The following is a 12,987-nucleotide window of genomic DNA, read 5'->3' as shown; positions in this document are numbered from 1 at the left end:
AAAAAAGGTCTAGCCCAACCACAAAAGTTGGACTAGACCCAAAAAAAGCACTGGCAAACGAATATATTCTGTCTGTCAGTGCATTTCTTCATTTACTACATTTACTACGATATGGATTTTTTTATTTCTTCCAGCAGTGAGTCCACCAGCTTATCTTCTGTCACGGTCCGCAGTACCTGTCCGTGGGAAAAGATGATTCCCTTGCCATTGCCGCCGGCAATGCCAAAATCAGCCTCACGGGCTTCACCCGGGCCATTGACGACGCAGCCCATGACGGCAATCTTTAGTGGAGCCGTAATCCCCTGCAGAGCCGCTTCGACTTCTTTTGCCAGCTCGATGAGATGAACCTGTGTCCGTCCGCACGTAGGACAGGAAATAAGGACCGGCCCGAACTGGCGCAGACCGAGAGCACTCAGGATATCCTGACCAGCCTTGATTTCTTTGGCCGGATCATCGGTAAGGGATACACGGATTGTATCTCCGATTCCTTCATAGAGAAGCGTCCCGATGCCGATAGCTGATTTTATCGTTCCCGTACTGGCCAGCCCTGCCTCGGTGACGCCCAGATGAAGGGCATAAGGTACCTTGGCTGCCAATTTTTCATAGGCTTCGATCATGAGCGGAACCTGGGACGATTTGAGTGAAATCACCATGTTCCGGTAATCCATGTTTTCCAGAATGCGTATATGGCGCAATGCCCCTTCTACCATGCCGTCAGCAGTAGGATGGCCTCCATACTCTTTCAGGATGTCTTCCGGAAGAGAGCCGCTATTGATGCCGATGCGGATGGGAATCCCCGATGGTCGTACTTTTTCTACGACTCTGACTACGTGCTCATCAGAACCGATATTGCCCGGGTTGATCCGCAGGGCCTGTACTCCGCTGTCTACCGACAAAAGTGCCAGTTGATAGTCAAAGTGGATGTCGGCTACCAGGGGCACAGGAGATGCCGCAACGACATCTTTCAAAGCCAGCGCCGCCGCTTTATCCGGTACGGCAAAGCGGATGATTTCTGCTCCCAGACGAGAAAGACGCTGTACGTCTGCAATAGCCCGGCTGGTATCGGCAGGATTGATAGTAGACATGGTCTGCACCGAAACAGGCGCCGCACCGCCGACCGTCACTGCTCCCAGCGTCACGGGCCGTGATGTTCTTCGTGTAATCATTGTATACTACCCCTATATGCTAAAACGACTAATATCCTGTATCATGGCAAACAAAAACAACGATCCCAGTATGATGATACCGGCAATCTGGATATAGTACAAGGCCCGCTTGGGAAGCCGGTGTCCTGTGATTCCTTCAATGATCAGCATGATGATATAGCCCCCGTCCAGAAGCGGAATGGGGAGCAGATTGAGGATACCCAGATTAATGCTGAGGAATGCCGTAAACATGAGCAGATTGACAAATCCGACAGACGCTACCTGCCCTGCCAGCTGTGCTACACCCAGAGGACCGGCCAGGTCCGCCTTTTCCGTGCCGCGGATCATGCCATACATGCCCGCCACCATAGCATAGCAGATCTGCCCTGTCCGCTCCACTGCCATGTATGACGACTCAAAAAAGCCGTGCTGCTTGCGCGTAACGACAGGAACGACTCCGATAAGCGCCCGCTTGGACTGGGTATCATACGTAGGAACCATAGTCAGATCCACATCCTCACCATTCCGGTTGACGACGACAGAAAGGACGTCCCTGCTGTGATCATTGACAGCCTTCGAAATGTCTTTCCACTCCCGGATTGGCACGCCACTGATGGTGACGATGCGGTCCCCTGTTTCCATACCGCTCTGGGCAGCTGCCGAATTTTCCATGACAGAGCCGACGACTGGTTCGGTCGAAACTTCATGGGTGCCCACGGTAAACATGACGCCCCATATGATGACAATGGCCAGGACAAAATTCATGAATGCCCCGGCAGCGATGACAATCAGACGATAGCGGACTTTCTTATTGAGGAAGGATTTCTCATTTAATTCTTCCTGTTCTGTCATTCCCTGGATCCGGTTGAACCCGCCCAGAGGAACGGCCCGCAGAGAATACAGGGTGGAACCGTATTGATAGCTATAGATTTTAGGGCCGAATCCGATAGCAAATTCATCTACCTGCATGCCCGATAATTTAGCCGTGATAAAATGGCCGAATTCATGGACAAACACGATGAGGCTGAAAACAAAAATCGTTGCTGCGATAGTAATACCCAAACTTCAAACACCTTTCGTTCACGGCAGGAACTCTGTCCTGACGCTTATGCTACAAGCATAAGATACGCATACACAGCCGGTGCGGCAAAAAGCAGGCTGTCAAAACGGTCGAGAATACCGCCATGACCGGGGATGATATTCCCCGAGTCTTTGATGCCGCATGTCCGTTTGAGAACCGATTCTACCAGATCTCCCAGAGGAGCCATGATGGCAATGATCAATCCGATAGCCAGGCCGTGAAGAAGTGAAAATTTAAAAATCAAAGAGAAAATCAATGCCACGACGATGGTGCCGATAAATCCGCCCAATGCGCCTTCTCTGGTCTTTCCCGGGCTGATAGTGGGGCAGAGCTTGTTCTTCCCCATGGTCTTCCCTGCCACAAAGGCAAAAGTATCACTCGCCCAGGTGGAAAAGACGAGGAGAAATACAAAAAAGCGGGCCGGCTCGAGCATGACATTCTGGAACGCACCGGTCAGATACGATGCCAGCATGCCGTTCCGGAGGGCCAGCATGGCAAGAAATCCTCCGCCAATATATAATAGTCCATACAGCGAATAGGCACTGTCCGAAAGAGTTACGCTCTTATGGCGGGCCACCGTACGCAGAAGGATCCAGCTCATCATGATGACGCAGAGCAAAAACAACAGCTTGATCCCGGCAAACCACCAGGAACCAAATACGGCAACGAGCCATACGTAGCCGGCATATTCGGTCAGATTGGCCTTGACGGCATGAAGCATGCGCACGTATTCACGCCAGCCCAGGAGGGCCAGCAGAGTCATCATGATAAAAAAGAGCCAGTTCCCTTCGTAAATGATGAATATCGTCAGGCCTCCGCCTACGATACCTGTAATGATTCGTTTAGCCAACATTGTCTGTTTACCTTCCTTATTTCAAGCCGCCAAACCGGCGTTCCCGGCCCTGGAAAGATAAGATGGCTTCTATGAGAGTGTCCTTTGTAAAGTCAGGCCAGCACAGGTCTGTATACCAGAACTCGGCATAGGCCATCTGCCAGAGCAGAAAATTGCTGACCCGCTTGTCCGAACCGGGACGAATCAGGAGATCCACATCATTTTCCGGAGCCGTATACAAGTAGCCAGCCAGCGTGTCCTCGGTAATATCCGACGGACTGATACGGCCTTTCTGTACGTCTTCTGCCAAAAGGCGCGCTGCCCGTGCCAGTTCCATGCGTCCGCCATAATTGACGGCTACATTGAGCGTAAGGCCCGTATTATCCTTCATTTCTTCTTCGGCCTTGCGGAAGGAATCCTGGAGTACCGGATGAAGACGGCTCATATCGCCGAGGAAATGAAGGCGCACATTATGTTCGTCCAGTTCCAAGAGATTTTTGCTCAGATATTCATTCATGAGCTTCATGATATAGGAAACTTCTGTCTCCGGACGCTTCCAGTTTTCCGTTGAAAAAGCATATACGGTCAGGACCTGGATTCCCAGTTCACCGGCAGCAACGACGATGCGCTTGAGTGTATCGGCACCGGCATGATGACCGTACGTACGGGGTTTCCCCTGCCGTTTCGCCCAGCGGCCGTTGCCATCCATGATGATGGCTACATGGTGGGGAATATTCTGGCGGTCCAGCTGTTCTTCCAGGGAAGATGTTTCTTCAGAAGCAGGCTGGCGGCCTGTATTTTTAAAAAGTGTATCAAACATATCCTATTCTCCATTATGAAGAGCCTGCTGCACGCTGTCGCTTGCTTTCAGGCTGTAATTGTACAACAGATGGACAACGCCATCTGTTTCCACGGCCCGGATGACATAGATTTCCTGATCGTCACACGTAAAGAAATGACTCCGCGAAACCGTCTGTTCCAGGACATAGGGAATGTTTTTACCCTCTAATACAGATTTGGCATACCATAAAGGCATGCCAATGAGAATCCGTATATCCATCATACTTCCATGACTTCTTTAGTCTTTTTATCCTTCAGAGCGTCAATATCTTTGATTTTCTGATCTGTCATTTTCTGGATTTTGGTCTGTGCTTCTTTACTTTCATCTTCGGTTATTTCTTTTTTCTTTTCCGCTTTTTTGAACAGATCATTGCAGTCCCGGCGCAGGTTTCGGATAGCGACTTTGGCTTCTTCGGCGTGCTTGCTTACCTTTTTGCCGAATTCCTTACGCCGTTCTTCTGTCAGCTGCGGGATTTCCAGGCGGATCATAGTACCATCATTGTTCGGGTTGAGGCCCAGATCGGATTTGAGGATGGCTTTTTCGATTTCTTTCAGCATGCTCCGTTCCCAGGGAACAATGGTGATCAGCCGCGGTTCCGGTGCCGATACGTTGGCCACCTGTTTGACCGGTGTCTGGGAACCGTAATAATCGACCATGACCCGGTCCAGGAGAGACGTACTGGCACGGCCGGTGCGGATAGAAGCTAGGTCACGCTTCAAGGCTTCTATGCATTTGTTCATCTTTTCTTCGTGTTGTGTCAATGTATTCTGTACATCCATGAAAATCACTTCCTCATCATATTTTTCGTTAATTATATCATACAGCTTTTATGCCTTTTTGTCTACGCAGGAACGATTATCCTTCTTTATCGACGAGCGTACCGATTTCTTCCCCGCTGCAGGCAGCGACGATATTTCCTTTCGTATCGATATTGAACACAACAATAGGTATATTGTTGTTCATGCACAGCGTCGTAGCCGTCGCATCCATGACACCCAGCTGTTTCTGGATGACGTCGAGGAAGGAAAGGTGCGTATACATCCTGGCATCGGGATTGACCTTGGGATCGCTGTCATATACGCCATCTACGCCATTTTTGGCCATGAGGATGGCGTCCGCATCGATTTCTGCCGCGCGCAGGGCAGCTGTCGTGTCCGTCGAAAAATAGGGATTCCCCGTACCAGCCCCGAATATGACGACCCGGCCTTTTTCCATATGACGGATAGCCCGGCGGCGGATATACGGTTCTGCTACCTGCTGCATAGTAATGGCTGTCTGTACGCGCGTAACGACGCCGTTCTTTTCGATGGCATCCTGCAGAGCCAGGGCATTCATGACCGTTGCCAGCATGCCCATATAGTCGGCCGATACGCGGTCCATGCCCTTGGCTTTGCCTGACAGGCCGCGCCAGATATTGCCGCCGCCTACGACGATGGCTACCTGGATTCCCTTCTTGGCTACTTCGACGACCTGTTTGGAAATGACATCTACCGTAACCGGATCAATGCCGTATCCCTGTGATCCGGCAAGAGCTTCCCCGCTCAATTTAAGAACTACACGCTTATATTTTCTGTCCATAATGGCTCCTCCTGTTAGAAAATAAGAGAACACTGAAAACCGGTGTTCTCTTATAGGAATCGTATTAAACTTATTTTACCTGTGCCATTACTTCAGAAACGAAATCATCGCTGCGCTTCTGGAGGCCTTCACCGAGTTCATAGCGGGCATAGCGGCGGATATCAATTTTTTCACCGATTTTTGCAATGGCTTCGTTGACGACCTGCTGGACCGTCTTATCGGAATCTTTAATGAATTCCTGATCGAGGAGGCAGTTTTCTTTATAGAATTTTTCAATCCGGCCGACAATCATCTTTTCGACAATCTTTTCCGGTTTGCCTTCGTTCAGAGCCTGCTGACGGAGAACTTCTTTTTCATGTTCGAGGACATCTGCCGGTACTTCTTCTCTCTTGAGATAAGCCGGTTTGGCTGCGGCAATCTGCATAGCGATATCTTTGCAGAGAGCTTTGAAGTTGTCTGTCTGGGCAACGAAGTCCGTTTCGCAGTTTACTTCGACGAGAACGCCGATACGGCCATTGCCATGGATATAAGAATAAACCAACCCTTCAGCAGCGATACGGCTTGCTTTTTTAGCTGCTGCAGCCAGGCCATGTTCACGAAGCAAGTCGATTGCCTTGTCCATATCACCGTTGCTTTCGGTCAGTGCCTTTTTGCAGTCCATCATGCCTGCACCCGTTTTTGTTCTTAATTCTTTTACCATTGCTGCTGTAATAGCCATGAGTATTCCTCCTAAACCTGAAATATAATGAGAATATAGTTTTCGATATAGTACCGTGTACTATCCCGGGCATTCTGCGATACGGTCTAAAAAAGGAGCTGCCTTGTGCGACAGCTCCTTTCAGCATACCACGCAGGACTGTCCTGGGTATTAGTTTTCTTCAGCTGTTTCTTCTGCTTCTTCTGCCGGAGCTTCGGCTTCAGCGCCTTCTTCGGTCTGTTCGCCCTGGTTGCCTTCAAGAACAGCATCAGCGACTTTGCCTGTCAGGAGTTTGACGGCACGGATTGCATCATCGTTAGCCGGAATCGGATAATCGATGACATCGGGATCGCAGTTCGTGTCTACCGTTGCGATAATGGGGATATTCAGTTTACGTGCTTCTTTTACAGCGATTTCTTCTTTCTTCGGATCGATGATGAAAAGAGCATCAGGCAGCTTCTTCATATCTTTAATACCGCCGAGGTATTTCTGAAGTTTATCCATTTCGTGTTTGAGCAGGGTAACTTCTTTTTTCGGCAGTACTTCGAATGTACCGTCTTCTGCCATTTTTTCCAGTGCTTTCAGGCGTTTTACCCGTTTTTCGATAGTCTGGAAGTTGGTGAGCATACCTCCGAGCCAGCGTTCGTTGACATAGAACTGGTTGCAACGTTCTGCTTCGTTCTTAATGGATTCCTGAGCCTGTTTTTTCGTGCCTACGAAAAGGACTTTACCGCCTTCGGCTGCCAGGTCACGGACGAAATTGTAAGCTTCATCCATTTTCTTGACGGTCTTCTGCAGGTCGATGATATAAATGCCATTGCGTTCCGTAAAAATGAAGCGTGCCATCTTCGGGTTCCAGCGGCGGGTCTGATGACCAAAATGTACGCCTGCTTCTAATAATTGTTTCATTGATACTACTGCCATAATTGTGATTCCTCCTGTTTTTTCCTCCGCCCGGTCATCGCCTGTGAAAACCGCGCAAACGGCACAGTTACAAGCTCGACGGTGCGTGTGTATTTTGAACCTTTCATATTATATCACAAGACGTATAGGGTCACAAGCCTTTTTTTCACGACTTCTCCTATCAGTTTGGGTAGATAAAAAAATTATAATATGGTAAGATAATATTATATTGTCTTCTGGGTACAAACGTCACATACGGAGCTATACCCTTGCCGTGAAGACATAGTAGTGAGGCCACATAATGAACTAATTTAAGGAGGTACGGCTCATGTTTGAACAAATGGATACCCTGCAACCTGTCATCCTTGCCGGCGGCGACGACTCCCGTATGGGATATAACAAAGCGCTGGCTTCGTTTGAAGGGACGACACTAATTGAAACGATTTACACCCTGCTCGATTTTATTTTCGACAAATCCCCGATGGTCGTAACCAACGACAAGGCTATTTTTAAGGATATCGACTGTCTCAAAGACGCCCTGCTCGTAGAAGATGTCTATAGAGGCGCAAAAACGCTGGGAGCTGTGGCGACGGCATTCCAGTACACGGACGCGGAAAATATCTTCGTCATTGGCGTCAACATGCCGTTCATTTCCGTTCCCATGATTGAAAAGATGTCCTTCCACATCCAGGCGGCCGATGCCGTCGTTCCTGTCCAGGATGGAACCGACATCTGTCTCCATGCCGTGTATAACCGCCGTCTCATGCCTCTCATGCGGAAGAAAATCGCCGAAGGGAATAACCTGCTCCATTCCTTCTTCCCCCAGATTGATCTGGTGCAGATACCGGTCCGCAAGGATAAGCAGGAAGATGCTATCTTCTTCGACGTCCACACGCCGATAGACCTGAAGATGGCAGAAGAACAATACGAATCCATCAAAGAAACAGAACCAGAAGCATTCCAGCCCCTGCTGGGAACGGATCCGGCCGCTTCCCGGAAAGACTGACAGAAAACCACATAAAGAGACGCAAAAATGGCGTTGCATGATTTCCATATAAAATCATGCAGCGCCTCTTTTACGTTACAAGGACTCCTCCGGTTATTCCAATATGTAGACCAGCACGGTCCGGCGTCCGAACTGCATGCACTGGTTATAGTCGAGCATACACAGATCTACCCGGTTGCCGAGGATATCACTGCCCGTATCTTCTGCCCGGGCAACGCCATAGCCTGGAATATAGACGGTCGTACCCAGAGGGATGACGTTAGGATCGACGGCAATTTCACCATACCGGGCCCGCGTCCCCATCTTTGTAATGCCTTCGCCATTGCCATCAGTAGGCAGATAGGCCGTGGCGACCATGGTATATACGGCTTTATACTTGGATATGGTACCCGTATTGATTTCTACCGTTTCCTTTGTGCCAACATGGCGGATGAGAGGCTGCATTTCCGCAACCAGCGTCGTAGAAATGTGCTCCTTTCCAATAATCTGCCCATCGAGGCTGACAAGATAATTGCGGACCGTCTTGCGACCGTTGACGCCTTGCTGCAGGACCTGTTCTTCGCCCTGCCCCAGCGTTTCATCAGGGATACTTTCGATGGCGTACGGAACCACTTCATCTTCCGTAATTTCCTTGCGGGACAACACGCCCACTTTTATGGTCATATTCTCCTTTACAGGGGCCGATACGTCGCCATAGGCCCGGTAGTTTTCCACATCATATCCGGCCTGTTCGACCGCTTCCTGCACGGTCTTTTTCGCAGTCCGGATGGTCTTCTTCTGGTTCTTATACTCTATTGTCACCGGCACGGCCCGGCGTACTGTCGCCGTCGTACCTTCTTTCAGTGTGTCTGTCGAAAGTTCTACTTCATCGTGATGGCCCAGGGAAATATTGTTTTCACGCAGGAGCGCTTCCGCATTGATTGCATGGGTATAGACCGTATGGGTTCTGCCATCTGCTTCTATGGTCACAGCCCTGCCCCGGTCCACAAAACCCGTCAGGGAGACCAGTACCAGCAAAGCGATCAGAGTCACATACATACGCGTAAAGCCCTGGGAAATACGTTTTCTCATCCATATCCTCCTTATTTCAAATACACCACTATCCTATAGATTTTAGCAGAAAGTGGGGGTATCTGTCAAAATAAGGCCGGATTTGTAACTAAAATGTGTCATTCATCCCCAGAAGTCCGGGTCAGCACCCTGGTTTTGATGTCCTTTTTCTTCAGCTGCCGCGTATGGTCTTCTGCCTCTTTCTGCAGCATCGCCTGGGCATGAATGGGTTCCCCCCTGCGCGTATCGGCCAGATAGCGGTATGTCCCGTCGCCGTTCATGGCATAGGCTTTGACGTTATCATGGAAATACAGGTTCAGGATGCCCTTGACCCGTTCTTTATGAGGCGGGTATTCGACAGGAATCATGAGTTCGACCCGTTCGTTCAGATTGCGCGGCATCCAGTCTGCCGAGGAAATAAAGACATCTTCTTTGCCATTATTATAGAAATAGAAGAGACGGCTGTGTTCCAGATACCGGCCTACGATGCTGTGGACTTCGATATGTTCGCTAAGTCCGGGAACACCAGGCCGCAGCACACAGATACCGCGGACGATGAGCTGGATCCGGACGCCGGCCTGGGAAGCTTCATACAGGCGGGCAATGACTTTTTTATCGAGGAGGGAATTCATCTTGGCAATGATCAGAGCCTTCTTCCCTTTCCGGGCCCAATCGATTTCCTGGTCGATTTCTTCATAAATACGCTGCCGCAGATTGAGTGGTGCTACGGCCAGTTTATTCCACTGGGGAGGATCGGAATATCCCGACAGAAGATTGAAAAAGGCCGAGGCGTCGATACCGATGAGCGTGTTGGACGTCAGTATACCCACATCTGTATAGATACGAGCCGTCTTGCCGTTATAATTTCCCGTCGCTACATGGACATAGCGCTGGATGCCTTCTTCTTCGCGGCGCACGACGAGGGTAATCTTAGAATGTGTCTTCAGGCCCATGATCCCATAAATGACGTGACAGCCGGCCTTTTCCAGCTTGGCCGCCATGTGGATATTATTTTCTTCATCAAACCGGGCCTTGACTTCCATGAGTACCGTGACCTGTTTGCCATTTTCGGCAGCCTGGGCCAGGGCAGCAATAATCGGCGATTTGCTGCTCACGCGGTACAAGGTCTGCTTGATGGCCAGCACATCCGGGTCCGTTGCGGCAAGGCGGACGAATTTTTCAACGGTTTCAAAAGTTTCATAGGGATGATGGACCATGATATCCTGCTGGGAAATGGCCTGCCACATGTCGGGGGCATGAAGCTTTTCCAGTTCCCACGACGGCTGGGGGAACGCTGGCGCATAGCGCAGGTGGTCGTACCCTTCGATGCCGGTAAAGGAGAAAAATACCTTGCAGTCCAGTGGTCCGGGAATCATATACACATCGCGTTCTTCCAGAGCCAGCTCCGTCATGAGCAGGGTCTTCACCATGCGGCTGGCAGAAACGGCCAGTTCCAGCCGGACAGCGGCACCTTTTTTCCTTTTTTTCAGTGATTTGACGACCTCTGCCAGAAGGTCTTCGGCATCATCGTCAATATCGAGGTCGGCATCGCGGGTCACGCGGAATGGCGTAGCTTCCAGGATTTCACAACCCAGGAAAAACCGTTCGGCAAACGTACTGAGTACATCTTCCAGAAACAGGAACTGTTTTTCGTCCCCCGTTCCCGGCACTTTGATTATCCGGTCCAGTACAGAAGACGGGACAGGGAGGATGGCCGTCTTGACGCTGCTGTCCCCTTCCCGGCGCCGTAGGAGAACGGCCAGGTTGAGGCTCAGACTGCTCAGGAACGGGAAAGGATGGCTGGGGTCTACAGCCATGGGCGTGACGACCGGATAGATTTCCCGTTCAAAATACTGTTCCAGCCAGATATGCTGTTCTTCCGTCAGCTCCGACGGTTTGACAAACCGCAGCCCTTCCCCGCGCAGGCGGTCCCGGATATCATTGAGATAGGCGTACTGCTGGCCCACCTGTTTATGGACCATCGTTTCAATGGCAGAAAACTGTTCCTGCGGCGTCATGCCGGCGATATCATGGTGCGGCACGCCGCTTTCGATGAGATGCTTGACACCAGCTACGCGGATCATAAAGAATTCATCGAGATTGGAAGCACTGATGGCTACAAAATTAAGCTGTTCCAGAAGCGGGTTGGATGGTACCACCGATTCGCGCAACACCCGTTCATTGAATTTAATCCATGTGCATTCCCGGTTCAAATAGTATTGGGGGTCTAAAAAGTCCACTCGTTACACCTTCTCTTTCAATAATCTGGGAGTGATACCAAAAATTTCTTCAAAATTTTTGCCAGCCTGTATAAAAGACCAGCGTTCCAGTGATATATCTACCTCCGTCTGACAGTACAGGCGGAGTTCTTTATCACCCAGGACCGCCCGGATGGACGGAATCTTACCCCGGTGGCTCTTGTCGATTGCGTCGGCCAGCGAGAAAATAGCCTGTAATTTAGCTACCAGCACTTCCAGTCCCGGCCGCAGCGCCCGGTTGATCCAGTCGGCATGGTCCGACGGCATATCGGGATTGATGTACGACGCGACACTGGCTACGATTTCTTTTTCTTCATCAGACAGGCTGAATAAGTCGGTCTGCCGGATTAATTCATAGGAACAGACACGGTGCTTGCGCATGTTGATGAACTTCCCTGTCTCATGGAGGATCGCCGCCAGCTGCAGCAGATATCCCGTCCGGTATTCCAGGCCGCAGCGGGCATAGAGAGCGCGGAATATTTCGACGGAATACGATTCCACCCGGGACGAATGGTCGGGATTGTACAGATATCTCCCGGCTATAGTCCGGGCCAGTCCCAAAAGGAGACGGCGCTGGTGTTCCATATAGGAATCGTTGGTCTTTTCTGCAACGTAATGCATGGAATAGCCTTCAGTGAATGTCGTGCCCATGAGGACGACCATATCCACATCGATGGTGCGGAACAGTTCGTAATACAGCATAATCGTCGGCATGAGGACGTTGGCAACGCTTTCAGAAAGGCCGAACCGCTGCATCAGTTTAAACGGGGTCAGTCCGTGGAAGGAATGGACAAAGTCGCGGAACCGCTGCGGTTCAATGAGCGTGACGCCCTGCTGTGGCACAATCTGCATGAGGCGGCCCAGCAGGGTGGCACTTTTGCCCGAGAGGACGACATAGCGGATATCGTGTTCATGGACGCTGGCCCAGAGCGGTGACAGGCTGCCGTGGATGAATTCCCGGGCCGCCGTAGGAAAGGATATGTCTTCCCGCTGTTTCCGGGTGAAATTTTCCAGGATCCGCAACGACCCCAGGTACACGTTCTGCTGGAACAGAAGCTGGTCATTCTGCCAGCATGTCAGCCCCATGCCGCCGGATGTGATATCGACGAGCAGGACAGCATGTCCGGCAAAATTAAAGGTCCCTTCCAGGACATGATAGTAAAGCCCAAAGAATTTATAATAGATTTCTTTGGTCATATGGATGACATCGACATCAAAGCCGGTGCGCACCCGGATTTGATCCAGTGCGTTGAGCATATTATCGGCTTCGCGGATTGCCGTCGTCGTAATAACTCGTACATCGTGGATATCATAATCGCACAGCAGTTGTTTGAACCCATTGAGGATACGGCAGATTTCATTCAGAGACCGGAAACTGACGTGATGGGTCTTGAATACTTCCTCCCCATACATAACCTCCTGGGATACATTTTCAATGACTTCCATATCCTCCATTGACGTATACGAGATGATTTTCATGGCCATATTCACCGTACCAATATGGATGATACCGGCATAGTGCCGCATAGAATTTTCCATAATCCACCCTCACTTGTCCAAAATTCAATATCTTTATTATACATGATTTTCACGGAC

Annotated in this window: 13 protein-coding genes; 1 reads left to right on the top strand and 12 read right to left on the bottom strand. The window is 50.3% G+C overall.

Features of this window, described 5'->3' with window-relative positions:
- Positions 1-104: 104 nt before the first annotated feature.
- The 9 genes from ispG to rpsB form a co-directional block, all read right to left on the bottom strand.
- The gene (ispG, locus tag DW949_RS08665; RefSeq protein WP_199595825.1) at positions 105-1,166 is read right to left on the bottom strand and encodes a flavodoxin-dependent (E)-4-hydroxy-3-methylbut-2-enyl-diphosphate synthase; all 1,062 of its coding nucleotides are present in this window, start codon (positions 1,164-1,166) and stop codon (positions 105-107) included.
- A gap of 12 nt (positions 1,167-1,178) precedes the next feature.
- Entirely contained in the window at positions 1,179-2,207 is a 1,029-nt protein-coding gene (gene rseP / locus DW949_RS08660; protein WP_118022833.1) for an RIP metalloprotease RseP, read from the bottom strand.
- Between the two features lie 44 nt (positions 2,208-2,251).
- Positions 2,252-3,079, bottom strand: a complete 828-nt coding sequence (locus tag DW949_RS08655) for a phosphatidate cytidylyltransferase (protein WP_118022832.1) — start codon at positions 3,077-3,079, stop codon at positions 2,252-2,254.
- A 16-nt stretch (positions 3,080-3,095) separates the two neighbouring features.
- Positions 3,096-3,878, bottom strand: coding sequence for an isoprenyl transferase (locus DW949_RS08650; protein ID WP_118022831.1), 783 nt, complete (start codon positions 3,876-3,878; stop codon positions 3,096-3,098).
- Between the two features lie 3 nt (positions 3,879-3,881).
- Positions 3,882-4,121, bottom strand: coding sequence for a hypothetical protein (locus DW949_RS08645; RefSeq protein WP_118022830.1), 240 nt, complete (start codon positions 4,119-4,121; stop codon positions 3,882-3,884).
- Complete coding sequence (frr, locus tag DW949_RS08640) at positions 4,118-4,678, bottom strand: ribosome recycling factor (RefSeq protein WP_118022829.1); 561 nt, start codon at positions 4,676-4,678, stop codon at positions 4,118-4,120. Before frr ends, DW949_RS08645 begins: the two co-directional genes overlap by 4 nt.
- A gap of 76 nt (positions 4,679-4,754) precedes the next feature.
- On the bottom strand, positions 4,755-5,477 hold the full coding sequence (gene pyrH, locus DW949_RS08635; RefSeq protein WP_370448735.1) for a UMP kinase: 723 nt from the start codon (positions 5,475-5,477) through the stop codon (positions 4,755-4,757).
- A gap of 70 nt (positions 5,478-5,547) precedes the next feature.
- Entirely contained in the window at positions 5,548-6,195 is a 648-nt protein-coding gene (tsf, locus tag DW949_RS08630; protein WP_118022828.1) for a translation elongation factor Ts, read from the bottom strand.
- 150 nt (positions 6,196-6,345) lie between these two features.
- Positions 6,346-7,098 carry a 30S ribosomal protein S2 gene (gene rpsB / locus DW949_RS08625; protein ID WP_118022827.1) on the bottom strand — a complete coding sequence of 251 codons (753 nt, stop codon included), beginning with the start codon at positions 7,096-7,098 and terminating at the stop codon, positions 6,346-6,348.
- Between the two features lie 307 nt (positions 7,099-7,405).
- Between rpsB and DW949_RS08620 the strand changes: the two genes are divergently transcribed.
- Positions 7,406-8,083, top strand: a complete 678-nt coding sequence (locus DW949_RS08620) for a molybdenum cofactor guanylyltransferase (RefSeq protein WP_118022826.1) — start codon at positions 7,406-7,408, stop codon at positions 8,081-8,083.
- Between the two features lie 93 nt (positions 8,084-8,176).
- Here the strand turns inward: DW949_RS08620 and DW949_RS08615 are convergent, their stop codons facing one another.
- The 3 genes from DW949_RS08615 to DW949_RS08605 all read right to left on the bottom strand — a co-directional run bounded on the left by DW949_RS08615 (position 8,177) and on the right by DW949_RS08605 (position 12,930).
- On the bottom strand, positions 8,177-9,154 hold the full coding sequence (locus DW949_RS08615) for a ubiquitin-like domain-containing protein (protein WP_118022825.1): 978 nt from the start codon (positions 9,152-9,154) through the stop codon (positions 8,177-8,179).
- Between the two features lie 98 nt (positions 9,155-9,252).
- Positions 9,253-11,373 (bottom strand): polyphosphate kinase 1, encoded by a 2,121-nt coding sequence (ppk1, locus tag DW949_RS08610; protein WP_118022824.1) that lies wholly within the window; start codon positions 11,371-11,373, stop codon positions 9,253-9,255.
- A gap of 3 nt (positions 11,374-11,376) precedes the next feature.
- Positions 11,377-12,930 carry a Ppx/GppA phosphatase family protein gene (locus DW949_RS08605; RefSeq protein ID WP_118022823.1) on the bottom strand — a complete coding sequence of 518 codons (1,554 nt, stop codon included), beginning with the start codon at positions 12,928-12,930 and terminating at the stop codon, positions 11,377-11,379.
- Between the last annotated feature and the right edge of the window lie 57 nt (positions 12,931-12,987).

Origin of the sequence: Megasphaera sp. AM44-1BH, from assembly GCF_003467125.1 — a bacterium.
Lineage (GTDB): Bacteria > Bacillota > Negativicutes > Veillonellales > Megasphaeraceae > Megasphaera.
The sequence above is the reverse complement of the archived record's forward strand: the minus strand, read 5'-3'. Positions and strand labels throughout refer to the sequence as shown.